This window comes from Clostridium tagluense, from assembly GCF_003865095.1.
Taxonomy (GTDB): domain Bacteria; phylum Bacillota; class Clostridia; order Clostridiales; family Clostridiaceae; genus Clostridium_AD; species Clostridium_AD tagluense.
Window position 1 is genome coordinate 63548 of the sequence record NZ_BHYK01000023.1, and the last position, 21473, is coordinate 85020.

Here is a 21473-nt window from a genome sequence, read left to right on the forward strand (position 1 = left end):
CAATTCTAATACACTAATATTTTATCACAATATTTATAATATAGCAGTATTTAAAATTTAGCATATGTAAACAATTTTTAAACTTTTAGTGCTTTAATCTATAAAATTATTGAAGCCCTTAGCATTTTAGCGTGCCAAGAGCTTTATTTATAAAATCTATTTACATTGATAAAGAATTTCCTTTTTCATCAACTTGCCTTATGGGATCAGTGTCTATTGCTTCAAGGTTATCATCCCATAAATATTTCTTAGTTTCACTAACAATTACAGGACTGAGTACTATTAAAGCAATTAGATTTGGAAGTGCCATTAATCCATTAAATAAATCCGCTAAATCCCAAACTAGATTAAGTGAGAACACTGAGCCAACGTAAACAAATATAACCCAAAGTATTCTATAAGGAAGGATTGCTTTTTTACCAAGTAAGTATTCGATTGCCTTTTCTCCATAGTATGACCAACCAAGTATAGTTGAAAATACAAATGTTAAAAGTCCAACTGTTAAAATGATAGGCCCTATTACAGGAATAGCCGCGAATGCTCCTTTAGTAAGTGCCGCACCCTTTACTCCTTCTTGCCACAAACCCGAATTTACAATAACTAAGCCTGTCATTGCACATACAACTACTGTATCCCAAAAAGTACCTGTTGCTGAAACTAGAGCTTGCTTAACAGGATTTCTTGTTTGTGCTGCAGCTGCAACTATAGGTGCACTACCAAGACCTGATTCATTTGAGAAAAGTCCCCTTGAAACACCATATCTCATTGCCATCATAACCCCTGCTCCAGCAAATCCACCAGCTGCAGCTTGAGGTGAGAAAGCATCCTTAAATATTAGGACTATTGTGCTTCCAATAGTTTTGTAACCTATTATTAGAAGTATAATACACCCAATAACATAAAATATAGCCATGAATGGAACTAAAATATCGCAAACCTTAGCTATTTTCTTTATTCCACCTAATATAACAACTGCTACTAATACAGCTATTACAAGGCCTGTAGCCCACGTTGGGATTTTAAATGTTTCATATACCATTGACGATACGGAGTTTGCTTGTACCATACACCCAATACCAAAAGCTGCAATACTTGTAAATACTGCAAATAATACTCCTGCCCATTTTGCATTAAGTGCATGTTCTAAAACATACATTGGTCCACCTGCCATTGTACCATCTTTAGTTTTAACACGATACTTAACAGATAATAAAGACTCAGAATACTTTGTAGCTATTCCAAATACACCCGTTAACCAACACCAAAGAACTGCACCAGGTCCACCAAGACCAACTGCTGTTGCAACACCAACTATATTTCCTGTTCCTATAGTAGCTGCAAGCGCTGTAGTTAGAGCACTAAATTGACTTACATCTCCCACACCAAAATCATCTTTGGTTACAGAAAGTTTTATAGCCTTAAAAATGTAGCGTTGAATAAATTTAAGCCTAAAAGTTAAAAATAGATGAGTGCCAAACAATAATACAATAAGTGGTATTCCCCATATCCAGCTATCAATTTGGGCAACTAGTTGACCGAATGATTCCATAAAAAATCCCCCTTTTATAGTTTAATCACTCTTATTATACATTATTTGGAATTTATAATATATCAGAATTTTCCGACAAATTCTGATATATACTTTTTCATAAAATTTAAAACTCATCAATAAAATTTGAACTTTTTCATGAATTTACAATGAATAAAATCCTTCAATTTCCAGCATGCTCCTCCTGATATAGCCATTCCCTTATACTGTATGATTCCTTTTTTATTCCCTGAGGATATAATTGCCATATAATTTTTCTGAGGTATATATTCCTGCAATCCATCATTTCTTATGAATTTCAGTATATTATTGTAGAGGTGAGGAGCTTCCCTGATGGCATAAACACCAACTTTTTTTACATATGAAAATTCATAAAAGGAAATACAGTCTCCTGCTCCGAAAATAAAATCATAATCAACAGACTGAAGATAGCTATCTTTTCTATAAAATTCCCCCGTAATGTAAATAGGTTTTCCAATGGTTCGATGCAGCATGCATATTCCAGAACTCCCTGAACGCTTTTTCCTGCCATCTCCGAACCAGTATCAACAGAAAGGATATCAAAATACACAGTTTCATTGCTTTCCAGTGTAACACACAGGTTTTGTGCATCAATTCCGATTATTCTACCATGAATAATCTTTTAGTTTTTTTAATATTTATCACCCTTGCTTTCTAATTTCAACAATTTGCTTACAAAAGGTAAAAACCTATTTTAAGATTAGTTTATAAGTTATTGCTTGCATATTTTACTTATCCTTAGAATAGTGTTCCATAATCTTTGCCCAAACTCTTTGTGTTTCAATAAATTCACCATAATGTTTTTCAACATTTTTATGATATTTCTCTAATTCATCTAGGACCTTACTAAAATCACGCCTACCAAAATACTCACAGATTTTAGGTAGTGTTTCCACAAGTTGTTGCCTCATTTCTTTAATCTTTTCTTCATAAGAAGATTGTTGTGTTATATAGATAAACAGTGGCTTATAACGAATCCAGCCTATACAAGCTTTATAAAAGCGAGTGATAATCTGTTCTGTATCCGCTTTAATAAACTTAAGTCGTATTGGCAGAACACCCTCCAAGAGATAATTGTAAGTAGAAAACCCATCATGGAATGTATAGCATGGCACTCTCAAAACCTTCCTATCGCTTAGGCAAGTAGCTAAAAAAGTATCTTCACCTCTAGCTCCTGGTGGATTGTAAAACGGGAAAATGCGACTAGGATTCGTAAGGTTAATACAAAGATTAGCCCCTGAGATAAATTTTGAATGGTTTATTTCCTCCACCTCTATTGCCTCATCGCTTGTCAAAATCTTTGTATCAGCATAGGTCACCCCGCCTTTTTTCATAACATTTTTCAAGGTATCCCAATTAACTATATCATTGCTTATAGCCTCAATAAATGATTTAAAATCCCCTTCTGTCATTTTATCATTGAAATCCATATATGGAATAGGCGATATGTACCCACAATGATGTCCGTGGGTTATATCAGCTCCAGCAATATACTTAATATGGTTTGTTAGGACCTCCTGTCCACCCCATATTGCAGTATCCCTGGTACTGGTAACAGCCATTGGGTATTCATCATCGTCTAGAAAAACCAGATAATCCATGTTATTTTTTATAGCGTAATATAGCACAGTATTTCGCTTAGCTGCATAGCCCTTACCAAATATCAGCTGCGCTTCATCACTATCTATTACATTTTCAGAAATTAAATAGTCTATTTCTTCTCTTATATTGCTATTACCAATAAATTCGCTACTATCAATTTGTTTCAGTAGCTCTGGATTTATATTAGTGAAATCCGTTATTTTAGTTTTATTATAATTTGTATCATATGCCACAAAAATGTTTAAGCTGACCCCTTTATTTCCTACCAAACCGGATTCACACCAAGTATGTATATAGGTTCTCAGTACCTTCTTAAAACTCTTTCTCCCAGTAGCAAAACCAATTCCAACTTTAATATTTTTTTCCTTTTGCATTTTCCCACTCCCTTTTTATGCAAAATCTATGGAAACGTATAATTACATTGTACGTGTATAATGTAATTATAGCACAACGAACCTACAAATTCACAAATAGACTTTTCATTAGTATTGCCATAAGTCATTATATTACCTAAATAATAAGTTTTCCGTCCCTTCATCTCCAACATTTCTTATATAACAAAACAAAAAAATAAAAATCAGTTTATTCTTTTCCGCAATTATAAAAAACAGCCTTCCAAATGAAATATAAAGTATTTGTTAAACTCACCTTAAGCAAAAATCCCCCAGACTAATAGTCTGAGGGAACATAAAACACACTTCAATTTTCTCCTAAAATCCTCAACTTGCCCCGTGGATGGCACCAGGCTATTTTTTCTCTATACGCGCCACGCACTCCACATGAGCGGTTTGAGGAAACATATCCACAGGCTGAATTTCTAAGGTCTTATATCCAAGTTCATCTAAAATTCCTAAGTCCCGAGCTAAAGTACCCGGATCACAAGAAACATAAACTATAGTTCTAGGTCCCATACTGCTTATGGCTTCTAAGAGAGTTTTATCACAACCCTTTCTTGGTGGGTCAACTACCACTACATCAGCCTGCACTCCAAGACTTATAAGTTTTGGAATAGCACTTTCTGCCTCACCTACTATAAACTCTGTATTATTTACCTTGTTTTCTTTTGCGTTTATTATAGCATTTTCAATGGCTTCTGGTACTATCTCCACCCCATATACCTTTTTCGCCTTTTGAGATAGAAATAAGGATATAGTTCCTGTACCACAATAAGCATCCAGCACCACTTCTCCACCACTTAAGTTTGCATACTCTAGTGCTTTACTATACAACTTTTCTGTTTGAATTGAATTAACTTGGAAAAATGATAGTGGAGAAACTTCAAATTTGAATTCTCCTATATAATCAGTTATAGTATCTTTTCCCCATAGCGTTACACATTTTGCTCCCAGTATTACATTTGTTTTTTCACTATTAATATTTTGTACTACACTGACAAGCCCTTGGATCTTTTTAGTCATCGTTGCTATAAATTCTTCTTTATATGGAATATTCTTACCATTCGTGACTAAGACCACCATTACTTCTCCTGTTTTAAACCCTTTTCTAATCATAATATGACGAAGCAGTCCCTTATGATTTTCTTCATTATAACTTTGGATATTATACTCTTTCATCCATTGTTTCGTAAGCTTTACCACGACATCCGCTACCTTATCTTGAATATGGCAGGTTTCCATGTTTATTATGTCGTGACTTCTTGCTGCATAAAAACCAATATCTATTGTTCCATTTTTATTAGACACAGGTAATTGAACCTTATTTCTGTAATTATAAGGTTTTTCCATTCCTAGTGTAGGGTGCACTATTACATCTTCCAATTTTCCTATCCTATTTATAACCTGTATTACCCTATTCGTTTTAAAATCTAATTGCCCTGTATAATCTATATGTTGAAGATTACAACCTCCACAATTCTTATATATACTACAGACTGGCTCTATTCTACTGCTTGATGATTCTATTATCTCTAATAATTTACCAAAGGCAAAATTTTTAGAAATCTTAACAATTTTTATTTTTACCTTTTCACCTAATATTGCACCAGCTACAAAAACAGTAAAGTTATCTATCTTACCTACACCTTCACCCTCGTACCCCATATTATCTATAGTCATTATATAGTCTTCATTTTTTTTAACTGGAATAATATAATTATCAAATTTTTTATTACTTTTCATTATTTTTCCTCCTACCTTAGCTATAACTATTTTCCCATACTAAAGGCATCTTGAAAAAATAATTTCTTTCAAGATGCCTTTTATCATCATCTAAGAAAAACCCTAAACTTTATAATTGAAAAATGACTTTATTCTTCGAAGGTCTCACATTCTGTTTTTTCAATACTTAAAGCATCTTTCCCATACATTATAATATTACCTGCTAAACATAATTTTTTTTCATTATGTTTACAATATATAGCTTCACATCTAATCATTGGACTCATTTCTATAGAGTCACCATTAAATGCTTGTTTAAATTCACCTACTACATTCATATTGAGCACATTAATTAATGAATTCTTTAATCCCTTTTCAGCAAAATTCTCACACTGTGTTCCCTCGCTACTATGGGCGTTTGATCCAGAAACATGGATAGTCCTAGCTGAACATATTGCTGATATATTATTAACACAATTCATTGCGCTGCAACTTAAAACTCCGTTCATATTTATCCCTCCCACTACTTAATTTTAATTATAGTTTGTAGCTTTTACTTTTATTATACTATAGAAAAGAAAGATAAAGATAATTAAACTCATAATTTTTGTGATTTTTCATTTAAAAACAAAAAAAGCACCATATAGATGCTCTAATAGAAATCAGTTGCCTTGGTATTTATTTATAATTGTACCCATAATTGTTTTAATTATACATAAATTTTCTTAATATGTAAAGTATTTTCAAAAAAAAAGATTGCCATATATCTGACAATCTTAATCACAGCATCACTAACTTAGCATATTAGGGGTAAGCTAGTTGCTTTTTAATTTTTTACATTAGCCCTACCGCTATAAACAATACCTCGAGCTGCATCCATAGTTATAAATGAACCAGTTTTAATAATTTCCGTTGCTCCAGTTGCATTATATATTATTGGAATTTCTCTTGATGTACATTCAATTACAACACTTGAGCTTAATTCATCTTCTTCTACTATAATTCCAGAAACTCTATCTAATATCTCAATATATTCTCTGTTTAATGTTTTCACCACTAAAATATCTCCATCTTGCATGGTATCATTAGCTTCTTTTGTGCTTTTAACATAATAAGCTGTACCACATGCTGATGCACTTATATTGCCCTTACCTTGAAGTAATATATCACCAACAATATGAACCTTCATCATATTTGTGCTACCTACAAAATTCGCTGGAATTCCAGCAGCCATAACTACTAAATCTCCCTTTTCTACATAGCCTGCTTTTAGTGCAATATTCACAGATTTATCTATAAGTTCATCTGTAGATTCTACTTTTTCTGCACATATTGCGATTACACCCCAGTTTAATGCAAGACTTCTAGCTACTTTTTCATAAGGAGTAACTGCTATAACAGGACATTCTGGTCTATAAGCTGAAACTTTTCTAGCTGTACTACCACTTTGAGTTGCAGTAATAATAGCTGAAGCATTGAGTTCCATAGCTGTATTACAAGTAGCTAAACTAATAGCATTTGGTACATTAGGAATATGAGACTTTCTCTTCTTGTTTAAATTTTCTTCATAGTTAAGAACATCTTCAGCAGCTTTTGCTATTTTAGACATTATGGTTACTGCCTCTACAGGGTATTTACCATTAGCAGTTTCACCACTAAGCATTATAGCATCTGTACCATCAAATATTGCATTTGCAACGTCTGATGACTCTGCTCTAGTTGGTCTTGGATTTCTCATCATAGAATCTAACATTTGAGTAGCTGTTATAACTGCCTTTCCAGCAGCATTGCACTTCTGAATAATCATTTTTTGAACTATTGGAACTTCTTCAGTAGGAATTTCAACTCCTAAATCTCCTCTTGCAACCATAATACCGTCAGAGAACTTAATAATATCATCGATATTATTAACGCCTTCTCTATTTTCAATCTTAGAGAATATTTGTATATCTGCTCCACCATTTTCATTAAGTATACGTCTTATGTCAAGTACGTCAGAAGCTTTTCTTATAAAAGATGCAGCAACAATATCAACTTCCTGGGTAACTCCGAATTTTAAATCTTCAATATCTTGACCTGTAAGTGCAGGAAGATTTATTGAAACTCCAGGCACGTTGACTCCTTTATGATTACCAACCATGCCAGTATTAGCAACTATACATTCAATTTTTTTACCTTTTACTTCTTGTACTATAAGTCCTACGAGGCCGTCATCTATTAATATAATATCATTAGGCTTAACATCTTCATTTAGTTTATTATATGTCACTGAGCAAGTAGTCTCATCTCCAATAACTTCTTCACCACAAACAACTGTAAACTTAGCACCTTCTTTTAATTCAACTTTACCCGCTGCAAAATTTCCTGTTCTAATTTCTGGTCCTTTAGTATCAAGTATTATAGCAATATGTTTATTAAGCTCTACTCTAAGGTCTTTTACAAGATCCATTCTTATCTTATGTTCAGCGTGGTCTCCGTGAGAAAAATTGTGTCTTGAGACATCCATCCCTGCATTGATTAAGCTTCTTATAGTTTCACTGTTGTCACTAGCTGGTCCTACGGTACATATAATTTTAGTTTTTTTCATAAATTACTCTCCTTATTGAATCTTATTTTTGAATTTAATATCTATTTAAATATGCTTGTTTTAACATATTTTTGCTTATTTCTAATAAGAAAGAATTTTTGATATTTCATAAAGTTCTTCGTCTAATTTTCTTGGCATTGCAAGCGCTGTATTGATATCTTCATCAATTATTTTACCATCTCTCATACCAATTACTCTTCCTGATTTACCTTCCATAAGTACTTCTACTGCTGCTACTCCCATTCTTGAAGCAAGCATTCTATCAAAGGCACTCGGGCTTCCACCTCTTTGAATATGACCAAGTATGGTAGCTCTAGATTCTATTCCTGTTATTTCTTCAATTTCCTTAGCAAGCTCATTTGCTCCACCTACGCCTTCAGCCAGTATTATTAGGTTGTGCATTTTCCCTCTTAGCTTACCTTCAAATATAGTTTTGCACAAATCATCTATTTCATACCCTTTTTCAGGAATAATTACTTTTTCAGCCCCTCCGCCAATTCCAGCGTGTAAGGCTATGTCTCCACAATTTCTTCCCATTACTTCAACTACACTAATTCTTTCATGGGAACTTGAAGTGTCTCTTATTTTATTTATAGCATCAAGTACTGTATTTAAAGCCGTATCAAATCCTATAGCATATTCAGTATAAGGTAAGTCATTATCAATAGTTCCAGGGATACCAACAGTTGCAATACCCATTTCTGATAAATACTGTGCTCCTGTGAAAGACCCATCGCCACCAATTACCACTAGGCCATCAATGCCAAATACTCTTAGTACATTAGCTGCTTTTTCTCTTCCTTCTGGAGTTTTAAATTCTTCACAACGTGCAGTTCTAAGAATAGTTCCACCTTTATGAATTATATCAGAAACAGAACGTCTATCCATTTCAAAAAGCTCACCATTTATAAGCCCACTATATCCTCTTTGTACACCCATAACCCTTATACCTTTATAGATAGCCATTCTAACTACTGCTCTAAGGGCTGCATTCATTCCTGGCGCGTCTCCCCCACTTGTTAATACCGCAATTGTTTTCATAAACATTAACCTCCTTATAGTTTTCTTCCTTGCACTATCGGGACAATCTCTGTACCATCGGGTCAAAGTTAGTCCCACTATGGTTATAATATATCCATGTTTATTGACAGTAATATTAATACTAATTAAAATTTTTCTTATACTCTAATTTTATACAAAATTCGCGAAATATTCAACGTTTTATATTCATAAATAATAAATTTTTAATATATAGCATACTATGGTGGCATTGTAAACCTTTTAACGGGTAAAAACGGGAGAAAAAAAATTTTCCCCGTGGTTTTTACTTGTAATAGGTAAAGGTTTTATTGTATTTTTATGTTATTTTTTCCAAATATGCCTCTTAAGACTTCCATAGTATCAGTTTCCTCACTGAGCCATAATGCTTTATCCGCAACATACATTTTTCTTGGCTCCTTTGTACAAATATATACCGGAGTGTATCCCCTATAAATGGTCAAGTTTTGCTTTAATTTTTTTAGTGTATCTTTCATCATCGTTTCATTTTCTATCAAAATATAAATTTTTTCACTGTTAATCTTTAAAAGGGGTTTAATATCTTCACACAAAATCTTGGGTTGTTCTTCTTCCCTAATACTTACTCTTCCTTTTATTATTACTATTTCATCCTCTTCTATTAAGGACTTATATTTTTCAAAGGTCTTAGGAAAAACTATTACTTCCACACTTGCATATAGGTCTTCTAGATTAATAAAAGCCATCATTGCATTATTTTTTGTAACTTTTTTCGAAACAGTCGATATTATGCCTCCGATAATAACTTTATCCCCATCTTGAAGTTTAAAGCTTTCATTCAATAGTTCATTACCTTCTTCAAGGCTTTCATCTACCACGATATCCGATATTCTTGTATCCGTCTGTATTTTGAGAGTCTCTTCATATTCATCTAGTGGGTGACCAGATAAATATATTCCTGTCATTTCTTTTTCCATAGCTAAAAGATGTTTCTTTTTAAATTCTTTAATATTAGGATACTCTATTTCGAAATTATTATAATCATTTTCAAAATCTAAAAATAAATTTATTTGTCCAGAAATATTTCTCTTCCTATCATTATTTACTCCATCTAATACTTTTTCATAGATTGCTAGCAGTTGAGACCTATGAATTTTGAAATCATCAAAGGCTCCTGCTTTAATAAGACTTTCTACTGCTCTTTTGCTTACACAGGAGGTATCTATTTTATTGCAAAAATCCATGAAACCGGTGAAATCACCTTTTTCTTCTCGATTTTTCACAATACTGTCTATTACATTTACCCCTACATTTTTTAAAGCTGTAAGCCCAAATCTTATAGTATCTCCTTTTACGGTAAACCCAGCGTAACTTTCATTTATACTAGGAGGTAGCACTCCAATACCAATTTGCACTGCATATCTGGTATAAAAAGCTATTTTCTCACTAGCACCCTTTACGCTGTTTAGCATAGCAGCTATAAATTCTGTGGGATAATAACACATTAAATATGCTGTTTGATAACCAACCACTGCATAAGCTGCGGCATGTGATTTATTAAAAGCATAAGACGCAAAATCCATCATTTGGTCAAATATGCGGTTTGCAGCCTTTTCCGAAATTCCATTTCGGAGGCAACCTTCTACTTCTATGGTTCCATCCCCGCGGACTATTCCATGGATAAAATTATATCGTTCCTCTTCCATAACCTTGTGCTTCTTTTTAGACATAGCACGACGTACAAGGTCCGATCTACCCATGGAATAACCAGCTAGCTTTCTAACAATTTCCATTACTTGCTCTTGATATACCATTACACCATATGTAACGCCAAGAATTTCTTCGAGCTCTGGAGTTTCATATTCTACCTTATCCATACTATTTTTATTTCTTATATAGCGTGGAATCTCAGCCATAGGACCTGGTCTATATAAACTTATACCAGCGATAATATCTTCTAAATTGTCTGGCTTTAGTTCTTTCATAAAGCTAGTCATTCCTGCAGATTCTAATTGAAATATTCCTACAGTTTTACCTTCTCCAATCATCTTATAGACCTTGTGATCTTCAATATCTAAATCATCTATATCTATACTCACATTCCTGTTTTCCTTTATGAAATCCACACAATCTCTCATAACTGTAAGTGTTCGAAGACCTAAAAAATCCATTTTCAAAAGCCCAAGTTCCTCTAAGGTTCCCATAGGAAATTGCGTTACTATCATTTCCTCATTTTTCTGAAGAGGAACATAATTTACTAATGGCTTCGAGGCAATAACTACTCCTGCTGCGTGAGTAGAACTATGCCTTGGTAGTCCCTCTAAGGCCTTTGCAATATCTATAAGTGCTTCAACCCGTATATCATCTTCATATAAGGAGTTAAGCTCTGCATTCATCTCAAGAGCTTTATTTATAGTTATACCAATTACAGTTGGAATCATCTTAGCAATTCTATCTACCTCTGCATAAGAATAATTCATAGCCCTTCCTACATCTCTTATACAAGCTCTTGGAGCCATAGTTCCAAAAGTTATAATTTGTGATACATTATCAGAGCCATATTTGTCAACTACATAATCAATTACAGCTTGACGTCCTTCATAGCAGAAATCCGAATCTATATCCGGCATTGAAACTCGCTCTGGATTTAAAAATCTCTCAAAAATAAGACTATATTTTATAGGGTCTATCTTAGTTATTCCTAATGCATAAGCCACTATAGAACCTGCCGCAGAGCCACGACCAGGCCCAGTGGGAATATCATGTTCTACTGCAAACTTTATAAAATCCCATACTATAAGAAAATAATCTATGTATCCCATTTGCTTTATTATATTAAGTTCATATTCCAGTCTGACCACATACTCTTTAGCCTGATCACTTCTGCCGGCTATTTCATTTACATGTTCTATAGAAAAACCCTTTTCCTGTACCTCACTAAAGACCTTATAAAGCGATGACATACCCTTGTAGCAATTTTCTCTTAGAAATTCATAAGGATCTACTGCGTCTGGTAATGGAAACTTGGGTAATTTAGATACATGAAATTCATAATCAAAATTACACTGCTCTGCAATTTTTACTGTATTACTTAAAGCCTCTGGAACATAAGCAAAGGTCTTTTTCATTTCATCAGGAGATTTTAAATAAAACTCATCTGATGGATATCTCATTCTATTTTCTTCATCCACAGTTTTCGCTGTTTGAATGCATAAGAGCACATCATGAGCCTTTGCATCCTCTTTATTAATATAGTGAGTATCATTACTACAAATTAAAGGAATTCCTGTATCCTTTGAAAGTTTAATTAAAAGTTCATTGACCTTAAGTTGGTCCTGCATACCATGATATTGTAATTCCAAATAAAAGCCATCTTTGAAAATTTCTTTATATTGCAGTGCTATTTCCTTTGCTTTTTCATAATTATCGCGAAGAAGATGACTTTGAACCTCACCACCAAGGCATGCACTACTAGCTATTATTCCTTCACTATACTTTGACAAAAATTCATGATCAACCCTTGGTTTATAATAAAAGCCTTTAATGGAAGCTGCGGATACTATCCGCATTAAATTTTCATACCCCAATGCATTCTTAACTAAAAGCACTAAATGATGAGTTTGATTTTCTCTATCTGCTTCTTTTATGTACATAGACTTAGCAGCTACATATATTTCACACCCAATAATAGGTTTAATGCCTTGCTCCTTTGCCTGCTTATAAAATTCCACACAGCCATACATCACTCCATGGTCTGTTATAGCAATGCTCTTCATACCTAACTCCTTGGTTTTAGATATGAGTTCTTTAATCTTCCCGGAACCATCCAGCAAACTATACTCTGTATGTACATGGAGATGAACGAAATTTTCTACGTCTTCTTTCTCTGATTTTTGGTGCATATTTTTTCACTTCCCCTCAAACCATATAATTAATCATATAAAGTTATTTTTATCCACAGAGGCCTTAATTAATCCCCAATTTAACTCTCATAGTCCACAACTTTAGAAGACTCGAGCATTGGTTTTAAATATTTAAGCACCTCATTTACATGATACTCATGTACCGCATAAGATTTCATATCGCCTAGTGTATCAAACCTGGTAATCAAAACTAAATCATAAGAACGCTCAGTATGTAGAATATCCACTCCCACCTCTAGCCCCTTAAGTTGTGGTATCTTTCCCTCCATACTAAGTAAAATATTTCTAGCACCCTGTGCTTGCTCTTTACTTTTTAACTTGAAAAATACTATGTGTGTAAACATTAAAGTACCTCCTCATAAAATCATATTAATATCAACCCATATATTATTTACTAAATGTTTTTGCGGAAATCATAGCCTTTGCCACGGGCTGCTTAAGTCTATTATACATACTGATTTCTACTTTAGAAAAACTTCTGCCCTTATCCAGGACTTCTGCATATATATCTATATCACTACCCATTTGTACAGGCTTCATAAAATATGCCATAATACTATCTACCGAAATATTGATATTGTTATTTTTTCTTAGTGCCATTATTCCCATAGTTGATAAAAGCATATTAAGTGAACTCCAAGATGCAGTTCCAACAGGGTCTAGCATTTGAGGAATAATCTGACCATTAAAGTGTAGCCTCTCCCCCTCAATATCACATTTAAAATTCTTTAAAATAAGATCTTCTATAGTTTCCGATACCTGAGGCTGCCTTAGTGAAAACTCCATTGCTTTTATAACATCCTCAATACTTAGAACTCCTACTAGCTTTTTCTTATTAACCACAGGACAGAGCTTTATTCCATCCCATCCCATAATGTGAGCAGCATAAGCTACTGTTGTTTTAGGTGTTACACTTATAGTATCCTTACTCATAACCTTATATATTTGTTCATTTTCATCATCATGCCCTTGTAGATCTCTTAGTGTAACTATGCCAATAAGCTTCATATTCTCATCTACCACAGGATATCTTTCATGATTAGTTTCCATCATTAGTTTTCTCCAGGTAGCAACAGTGTCAGTGCCACTAAGATACTTAGGATGTATTTCCATTACATCTTCAACTGAAATAATTTCTTTTTTAATCATACTTTCATAAATAGCCTTATTTATCATACTTGCTACTGTAAAGGTATCATAAGATGAAGACAATACAGGAATACCCTTTTCGTTTGCCAAGGCCTTTATTTTTTCACTACAATTAAAGCCTCCAGTAATTAATACCGCTGCTTCATTTTCAAGGGCAAGTTCTTGCGCCTCTTCCCTATTTCCAACGATAAGTAGATACCCTGGGCTTATGTATTTATGTATAGTTTCAACAGCCATTGCCCCTATTATGAATTTATTTAAACTTCTGTTTATGCCCTTTTTTCCACCTAAAATTGTTGCATCAAGGATGTTTATAACTTCAGCATAAGTCAAGCTTTCAATATTTTTTTTATCTACTTTGTCTACTCTTACAGTTCCAACCCTAGGTACAGTCTTAACAATTCCCATATTTTCAGCTTCTTTTATAGCTCTATATGCTGTACCATCGCTAAGGCCGAGTTCGCTACTTATGCCCCTTACTGAAATTTTAGTTCCAATATCTAGGGAAATGATAAAATTAACAATCTCTTCATGCTTTGACATTAGATGTTTTACCTTCCTTCTTTCCTTAATTCCTCAGCAATCTTTTCTATTCTTCTTAATCTATGATTAATTCCAGATTTGCCCACTGGTGGTTCAAGTATTGCACCAAGCTCTTTTAGTGATTCATCTGGGTACTCAAGGCGAAGTTCCGCAATTTCCCTTAAATTTTTAGGAAGCCTTTGAAACCCTAATTCCTTTTGTATTAATTTAATACTCTCCACTTGTCTTACTGATGCATTCACTGTTTTGCTAAGATTGGCGGTTTCGCAGTTCACAAGCCTATTTACATTGTTTCTCATTTCCTTCATTATTCTTACATTCTCCAGGAATAATAATGAGTTATGAGCACCAATGATATTAAGTAGATCAACAATCTGCTCACCTTCTTTAATATAAATTACAAAACTACTTTTTCTTTGTATTATCTTTGAACATAGTCCATAACTATTAATAAGTGTGCACAGTTCCTGCGCATAATCACTGTCATGCGTAACAAATTCTACATGGTAGTTTTTTTCTGGATTACTGATACTTCCACCACCTAAAAATGCACCTCTTATATATTTACGTTTGCATTCTTCAGCATCAATTAACCTTTCTGGTATAGTATAATCTATGGAAAAAAAGTTCTCGTCTTCTAGTACTGCCACTTGCTTTAATAAGTCTTTAACACCCATTTCTTCTGTAATTATAACCACATAAACATTCTTTTTCTTAAGAGAATTACTTCTTTTGACTAGTAACCTAGCATGAATGGCAAAGTGCTCCTTTAATAATTTAAAGATAAGTCTTGCAATTGCAGGATTTTCGGTAGTTATTTGAAAATTCACTTGTTTATTTGAACCAAGTCCAATAGTTCCACTAACCTTCATTATAGCCGCAAGTTCTGCCATGGCTTCTTTCTTGCTCATTTCTGTAAATCTACAAATTTCATTTTTAACCTTAGACGAAAATGACATTATTTTACTCCTTATTGCGTTTATTTTCCCAAAGATCATAAAAATAAATATGGATCATTATTTATTTTTATGTTCCTTAAGCCTCTGTGATAAATAAAAATACTCCACTATTCTCTTCTTATCGTAAAATAGTTTTTTTTCCATAATTGTTTCTAATATAATGGCTGCAAGCTTGTCTGCGTCATGCCTTACGTATCCCTTTTGAATCTTTACAAAATCGCTCTTAATTACCTCTATACCCAGCTTTTTAACTTCCTTTTCGTTTATATTAACCATATTAGAATTATCCTTTTGATATTTTTCTTCTAACTCATTACTTAATTTCCCTACATTAACTAAAACATAATCTACAACCTTGCATCCAGCATGCTTATGTATAGCTTTTATGTGGTCGCATACGCAAAAATCATCGCTTTCTCCTGGCTGAGTCATTATATTTGACACATAAATCCTTAAGGCTTTTGTTTTATCTAAGGCATCTCTTATCTCCCGTACTAATAGATTGGGAATAATGCTAGTATAGAGACTACCTGGTCCTAAGATTACTGCATCTGCGCCATTTATGGCAAACAATGCTTCCTTAATTGCTTTAGCATCTATAGGCTCTATAAAAACCTCCTCAATAGGACTGTTATAATCTAGGGCAGCTTTTGGTATATTGGATTCTCCATCAATTATTTTTCCATTTTGGAGTTTCGCCTTTAATATCATATTATCTAGTGTAACTGGTATAACTCTTCCTGTTACAGCAAGCACCGAACTCATTTTCTGAACAGCTTCTTCGAAATTATTTGAAATTCCATCCATTGCTGCTAAAAACAAATTACCGAAATTTTGATCCTTGAGCCGTCCATCTTTAAATCTATACTGCAATAATTCCTCCATTAATGGCTCCGTATCTGCTAAGGCTAAAATACAATTTCTAATATCTCCAGGGGGGAGAATCCCTAAATCTTCCCTTAAAACACCCGATCCCCCGCCATCATCTGCCACCGTAACTATTGCAGTTATATTATTGGTATATTTTTTTAAGCCTCGGAGCATAGTTGCAAGACCTGTACCGCCTCCGATTACTACAATTTTAGGACCTTTTACAAGTGCTCTCTTTTCATAAATCAAATCCCCAAAATTTTTCGAGTCAATTGCTACATCTACATTTCCTATGTTTATCAATATAATAAATGATTTAATAATTTGCATTAAAGCAATATACAAAATCAAAACTCCGATACCAATGAAAAAAATAGGAAAAGCTGACTTTATAGACCACAAATATTTTTTATTAATAAACTCATTAATTCCATAAAACAGTAAGAAAATCCCTATAATACCTACAAGAACCCATCTTTTTATATTAACACCAGGTTTGAGCAAATCCCTGGTTATCATAGCTTTCCGCCACCTCTATTTACATCTTCATATATGTCCCTATGATCTATATTGACACTATATCCGCTTTGCTCTAGTATTTCATAAATTTTGTTGGCTATAGCTACGGATCTATGTCTTCCCCCTGTGCATCCAATAGATACTATAAGTTGTCTTTTCCCCTCTTTTTTATAATTGGGAATAAGAAACTCTAACATATCCTGAAGTTTTTCTATAAATACTATAGTTCCCTCAAAATCTAGTACATAATCGCGAACTGGCTTTTCATTACCTGAATACTGTTTAAGCTCTGGAATATAATATGGGTTTGGCAAAAACCTAACATCAAATACTAAATCCGAATCCACAGGTATCCCATATTTAAAGCCAAAAGAAAGCACAGTTATCATAAGTTTTGTCTCCATCTGACCTTCTTCCGCATAAATATTATTTATTTCTTCCGTAAGCTCTCTTGCAGAAAGTTTAGTAGTATTAATTATATGGTCAGCACGCTCACGTACATCCTTAAGTTTTTTTCTTTCGGTTGCAATTCCATTTAAAACCCTTCCCTCTGGAGCTAGAGGATGTTTTCGTCTTGATTCTTTATATCTTTTAACAAGTACTTCATCTGAAGCCTCTAAAAATAATATTTCATACATATATCCTTGTTCTTTTAGAAAGGTTAAGCTTTCAAACAAATCATCAAAAAATTTTCCGCCTCTAATGTCTATAACTAGTGCGATTTTATCTATATTTCCGTTGGTTTGATAACATGCCTCTGCAAATTTAGGAATTACTGTAGGTGGCAAATTATCTACACAAAAAAATCCTAAGTCTTCAAGGTTTCTTATAGTTTGTGTTTTACCAGCACCGGAAAGTCCCGTTAATATAACAAATCTCATTTAAAAACCCCCCTTTACAAAGATTATTAATAATACAGTTTCATTTTTTTATTATAACACATTTAGGGGTGATTAGGCATCTGAAAAAAATAACAAGTTAGCCATCACAAGGATATTTTTTAAAGAGATGTCCAGGGTATATGTGAAAAAAAAACGCACAACAGTTTATCCCGTTGTGCATTTTAGTAACTTATCAAAAAGCCCTGCTTTATAAAAAGCTTAAACCCAAAATTTCTTTTCTTACTGTGTATCCCATGATTATTTAATTATATTAAAACCACATTTCAGAAGAAAATCCTTCTGAAATGTGGTTATTTAAACTTGTTTAGATGATTCTTTTTCTTCTCCCCAAATTTTTACTTCGGTGTGAAGTTGTACCCCAAATTTTTCTTTCACTTGATTCTGAACAAGCTGAATCAATTCCAGAATATCCTTTGCACTGGCATTCTTCTTATTAATAATAAAACCAGAATGCTTCTCAGACACTTGAGCCTCTCCAACATAAGTACCTTTCAATCCACAATCTTCTATAAGCTTACCGGCAAAATGGCCTTCTGGCCTTTTAAATGTACTTCCGGCTGATGGGTATTCTAAAGGTTGCTTATCACTTCTTCTTTTCGCAAGAGTGTCCATCCTTGCTTTTATAACTTCCACATCTCCAACCTGGAGATTAAGAGTAACTGATACTACTGTGTATCCGTATTTTAAAATTGCGCTACTCCTATAATCAAGTTCCATTTCACCCTTTGTTAAAGTTAATAATTCTCCATTATTATCAATTGCTAACATACTTTCCATTACCATAGACATTTCGCCATCATAGGCTCCTGCATTCATAGCTGCTGCGCCACCAATACTACCTGGAATTCCACTGGCAAACTCCATGCCCTTAAGCCCACTGCCCAAAGCTACCTCAGCCACGTTGTATAATGTAGCTCCACTTTGTGCCATTATTTTATTTCCTTCTACCTCAATTTTATCAATCTTAGATAGCTTTATAACTACCCCTCGAATTCCACCATCTTTTACTAATAAATTAGAACCATTGCCTATTAAATAATATTTAACTCCATTTTCTTTGCAAATTCTTATTATAGCTTGAATTTCTTTAATATCTTCTGGAGTTACTAAGATATCCGCTGGCCCACCTACCTTGAAATAAGTATGGTTTTTCATTGGCTCATCTATCATTATGTTTGCTTTGTCTATTACTTCATATAATTGTTTAAATAATTCTACATATTGCTTCATATACTCTCCTTGAACATATTAATATATTTATATACTTTCCTAACATAAATTATAATTCATGTTAGGAAAGTTATAGCTATTTTAGTTTACCCTTTTTCACAAGATATTTCAACAATTTAAATTCATTATTAGTTCCTAGGTCACTATTTACTGTTTTTTGAAATATTCTAAAACACATTGCGACGCTTTACTATCCATGGAGGGTGTTTCCATTAATTCCTTATTGCTTGCATTTTTTATATTATCAATGCTACCAAATTTCTTGAGTAGCTCTCTTCTTCTCTTTTCCCCTATATTAGGTATATTGTCTAATATAGAATATAGAGTTCTTTTATCTCTTAAGGTTCTGTGATAAGTAATAGCAAATCTATGCACCTCATCCTGTATTCTAGTAATTAAATGCATGCTTTGAGAATTACTTTTCATAATCATCTCTATATTATTATATATAAGTCCTCTAGTTTTGTGCCTGTCATCCTTAACCATTCCACATACAGGTATATGGATATTAAGATTGTTTAACACCTCTAACGCCACATTGACTTGTCCTTTTCCGCCATCCATAAGAATTAAATCAGGAAATATACAAAACTTGCCTTTACTTAATTCTAAATTTCTTTCTTTTATTTCTTCCACTTCATAAAGTCCACGCTTAAATCTCCGCTCTAAGATTTCACGCATACTATCATAATCATTAGCTCCTATTACTGATTTTATTTTAAACCTTCTATAATCGCTGCTTTTAGGCTTTCCATCTTCAAAAACTACCATGGTACCTACAGAATCTACCCCCATTATATTCGAAATGTCATAGGATTCAATCCTCTCTGGTATTTCGCCAAGTTCCAATAATTCTACAAGCTCCTGCAATGCAATTTTATGAATTTCCTTATCCTCTCTATCCTTTAATTTGAATTGCGCAAGGGTTATCTTAGCATTATTTTCTACCATCTCTAAGGTCTTCTTCTTTTCTCCCTTTTGAGGAATCTTAATGGTTACCTTTGAATCTTTTTTCATGCTAAGCCATTGCTCCAGAATCTCTCCCTCATTTATAAAAGGAACATATATAGTTTTAGGAATAAAGGCTGTACCTCCGTAAAATCTCTTTATAAATCCTTCTATAAGTTCACTTCCTAGTTCACCCGCTTCGTCATTTAAAATAAAATGTTCCCGACCTATTATCTTTCCATCCCGAAGGAAAAACACCTGAAGACAGACATCTTTTTCATCCACATATAAATTAATGAAATCTTCATTTTCACAATTACCTATTACAATTTTTTGCTTTTCGTTTATCTTGTCTACCGCCAAAATTTTATCTCGAAAACCCGCTGCTTTTTCATATTCCAAAGATTCTGCTGCGCTTCCCATTTTTCCCTTTAGATCATCCACTATATTTGTATCTTTTCCTGTAAGCAGCTGCATTGTACCTTTTATGAATTCACCATAATCTTCTCTACTAATATAACCAGCACAAGGAGCTTTGCAAAGCCCAATATGATAGTTCAAGCAAGGCCTTGTATGAGGTAATCCTTCTTTAATAACTCGCTTGCAGGTTCTAAGGGGGAATATTTTTTTTATAAGTTCAATAACGGTATATACAGCAGCCGAATCTGTATATGGTCCAAAATATTTCCCTCCATCATTTGCAATATTTCTAGTTACGAAAACTCTTGGGAATTCCTCATTTATGGTTATTTTTATAAAAGGATAATGTTTGTCGTCCTTAAGCAAAATATTGTATCTTGGACTATATTTCTTAATAAGATTACACTCTAGTATTAGTGCTTCCATTTCTGAATCCGTCACTATGTATTCAAATTCAGCTATATTTTTTACCATAGCCTTCACTTTTTCAGAATGATTCTTTGAATTTTGAAAGTATTGTCTTACCCTATTTTTTAATATTTTAGCCTTCCCTACATATATTACTTCACCAAGATGGTTCCTCATAAGATATACTCCTGGTGCCTCTGGAAGAATCTTTAGTTGATATTCAAAATCAAACACATTAACCCTCCTTAACCTTCTCTGGGGTACATAACAATTATCAATTGTTATGTCTCCTAGTCTTTCTCTGTGGCACATGTTCACAAACAACCATATATGGTCATAATTATAGCTATATAGTCCTATTTCCTGGGCAATTTATAACAAATTACTACACGTATTATTTTACTACTATTATAGAATTTGCCTTACCATTTAGCTTCATTAGTTAATTCATCTCCTAAATCGCCTCAATATATAATAATAAAGTATAATCGAATAGAGGCTAACAATTAAAATGTTTCGCCCCTTTCACAACACCGTACGTACCGTTCGGTATACGGCGTTTCATTAGTTTACGGTTTAACATGGCTATAATAATCCGAAAAGAATATGTAGTTACGTCTCTTTAAAGTATCATTTGTTAATGAGCGAGTCATAATTGGGCTGTTGGAAATTCTCCAATAGCCTTTTCTTGTGTTTGCGAATTCCAATG

At 33.4% G+C, this 21473-nt stretch carries 15 protein-coding genes; all 15 read right to left on the reverse strand.

Going from position 1 to position 21473, the window contains the following annotated elements; all coding sequences use genetic code 11:
- Positions 1–160: 160 nt before the first annotated feature.
- The 15 genes from Ctaglu_RS17740 to uvrC all read right to left on the reverse strand — a co-directional run bounded on the left by Ctaglu_RS17740 (position 161) and on the right by uvrC (position 20998).
- Positions 161–1549, reverse strand: coding sequence for an alanine/glycine:cation symporter family protein (locus Ctaglu_RS17740; RefSeq protein WP_125004151.1), 1389 nt, complete (start codon positions 1547–1549; stop codon positions 161–163).
- A 116-nt stretch (positions 1550–1665) separates the two neighbouring features.
- Positions 1666–2043, reverse strand: coding sequence for an NAD(P)/FAD-dependent oxidoreductase (locus Ctaglu_RS17745; RefSeq protein ID WP_125004153.1), 378 nt, complete (start codon positions 2041–2043; stop codon positions 1666–1668).
- Positions 2044–2298: 255 nt separating this feature from the next.
- Positions 2299–3546, reverse strand: a complete 1248-nt coding sequence (locus Ctaglu_RS17750) for a hypothetical protein (protein ID WP_125004155.1) — start codon at positions 3544–3546, stop codon at positions 2299–2301.
- Positions 3547–3918: 372 nt separating this feature from the next.
- Complete coding sequence (gene rlmD / locus Ctaglu_RS17755) at positions 3919–5310, reverse strand: 23S rRNA (uracil(1939)-C(5))-methyltransferase RlmD (protein WP_125004157.1); 1392 nt, start codon at positions 5308–5310, stop codon at positions 3919–3921.
- Positions 5311–5438: 128 nt separating this feature from the next.
- Positions 5439–5798: a DUF1540 domain-containing protein gene (locus tag Ctaglu_RS17760; protein WP_125004159.1), complete on the reverse strand. Its 360-nt coding sequence runs from the start codon at positions 5796–5798 to the stop codon at positions 5439–5441.
- A 317-nt stretch (positions 5799–6115) separates the two neighbouring features.
- Positions 6116–7876, reverse strand: coding sequence for a pyruvate kinase (gene pyk / locus Ctaglu_RS17765; RefSeq protein WP_125004161.1), 1761 nt, complete (start codon positions 7874–7876; stop codon positions 6116–6118).
- A gap of 81 nt (positions 7877–7957) precedes the next feature.
- Positions 7958–8917: a 6-phosphofructokinase gene (pfkA, locus tag Ctaglu_RS17770; RefSeq protein WP_125004163.1), complete on the reverse strand. Its 960-nt coding sequence runs from the start codon at positions 8915–8917 to the stop codon at positions 7958–7960.
- Positions 8918–9222: 305 nt separating this feature from the next.
- Positions 9223–12795, reverse strand: coding sequence for a DNA polymerase III subunit alpha (locus Ctaglu_RS17775; protein ID WP_125004165.1), 3573 nt, complete (start codon positions 12793–12795; stop codon positions 9223–9225).
- A gap of 80 nt (positions 12796–12875) precedes the next feature.
- The gene (locus tag Ctaglu_RS17780) at positions 12876–13160 is read right to left on the reverse strand and encodes a Dabb family protein (protein ID WP_125004167.1); all 285 of its coding nucleotides are present in this window, start codon (positions 13158–13160) and stop codon (positions 12876–12878) included.
- A 43-nt stretch (positions 13161–13203) separates the two neighbouring features.
- Positions 13204–14508, reverse strand: coding sequence for a DRTGG domain-containing protein (locus tag Ctaglu_RS17785; protein WP_125004169.1), 1305 nt, complete (start codon positions 14506–14508; stop codon positions 13204–13206).
- An 8-nt stretch (positions 14509–14516) separates the two neighbouring features.
- A complete protein-coding gene (gene whiA / locus Ctaglu_RS17790; protein WP_125004171.1) occupies positions 14517–15467 on the reverse strand; it encodes a DNA-binding protein WhiA in 951 nt (316 codons plus the stop codon).
- 57 nt (positions 15468–15524) lie between these two features.
- The gene (gene mgfK / locus Ctaglu_RS17795; RefSeq protein ID WP_125004173.1) at positions 15525–16856 is read right to left on the reverse strand and encodes a gluconeogenesis morphogenetic factor MgfK; all 1332 of its coding nucleotides are present in this window, start codon (positions 16854–16856) and stop codon (positions 15525–15527) included.
- Positions 16853–17737, reverse strand: coding sequence for an RNase adapter RapZ (gene rapZ, locus Ctaglu_RS17800; RefSeq protein ID WP_125004175.1), 885 nt, complete (start codon positions 17735–17737; stop codon positions 16853–16855). Before rapZ ends, mgfK begins: the two co-directional genes overlap by 4 nt.
- 315 nt (positions 17738–18052) lie before the next feature.
- On the reverse strand, positions 18053–18988 hold the full coding sequence (murB, locus tag Ctaglu_RS17805) for a UDP-N-acetylmuramate dehydrogenase (RefSeq protein ID WP_125004177.1): 936 nt from the start codon (positions 18986–18988) through the stop codon (positions 18053–18055).
- 147 nt (positions 18989–19135) lie between these two features.
- Entirely contained in the window at positions 19136–20998 is a 1863-nt protein-coding gene (gene uvrC / locus Ctaglu_RS17810; RefSeq protein WP_125004179.1) for an excinuclease ABC subunit UvrC, read from the reverse strand.
- Positions 20999–21473 lie beyond the last annotated feature (475 nt).

What these genes read in the sequence shown, in the direction of transcription:
- whiA (WP_125004171.1), bottom strand. Translation starts at nt 15,467, where the DNA reads ATGTCATTTTCGTCTAAGGTTAAAAATGAAATTTGTAGATTTACAGAA.
- Ctaglu_RS17745 (WP_125004153.1), bottom strand. Translation starts at nt 2,043, where the DNA reads ATGCTGCATCGAACCATTGGAAAACCTATTTACATTACGGGGGAATTT.
- Ctaglu_RS17740 (WP_125004151.1), bottom strand. Translation starts at nt 1,549, where the DNA reads ATGGAATCATTCGGTCAACTAGTTGCCCAAATTGATAGCTGGATATGG.
- rlmD (WP_125004157.1), bottom strand. Translation starts at nt 5,310, where the DNA reads ATGAAAAGTAATAAAAAATTTGATAATTATATTATTCCAGTTAAAAAA.
- Ctaglu_RS17785 (WP_125004169.1), bottom strand. Translation starts at nt 14,508, where the DNA reads ATGTCAAAGCATGAAGAGATTGTTAATTTTATCATTTCCCTAGATATT.
- Ctaglu_RS17780 (WP_125004167.1), bottom strand. Translation starts at nt 13,160, where the DNA reads ATGTTTACACACATAGTATTTTTCAAGTTAAAAAGTAAAGAGCAAGCA.
- murB (WP_125004177.1), bottom strand. Translation starts at nt 18,988, where the DNA reads ATGAAGCAATATGTAGAATTATTTAAACAATTATATGAAGTAATAGAC.
- mgfK (WP_125004173.1), bottom strand. Translation starts at nt 16,856, where the DNA reads ATGATAACCAGGGATTTGCTCAAACCTGGTGTTAATATAAAAAGATGG.
- Ctaglu_RS17750 (WP_125004155.1), bottom strand. Translation starts at nt 3,546, where the DNA reads ATGCAAAAGGAAAAAAATATTAAAGTTGGAATTGGTTTTGCTACTGGG.
- Ctaglu_RS17775 (WP_125004165.1), bottom strand. Translation starts at nt 12,795, where the DNA reads ATGCACCAAAAATCAGAGAAAGAAGACGTAGAAAATTTCGTTCATCTC.
- pfkA (WP_125004163.1), bottom strand. Translation starts at nt 8,917, where the DNA reads ATGAAAACAATTGCGGTATTAACAAGTGGGGGAGACGCGCCAGGAATG.
- rapZ (WP_125004175.1), bottom strand. Translation starts at nt 17,737, where the DNA reads ATGAGATTTGTTATATTAACGGGACTTTCCGGTGCTGGTAAAACACAA.
- Ctaglu_RS17760 (WP_125004159.1), bottom strand. Translation starts at nt 5,798, where the DNA reads ATGAACGGAGTTTTAAGTTGCAGCGCAATGAATTGTGTTAATAATATA.
- pyk (WP_125004161.1), bottom strand. Translation starts at nt 7,876, where the DNA reads ATGAAAAAAACTAAAATTATATGTACCGTAGGACCAGCTAGTGACAAC.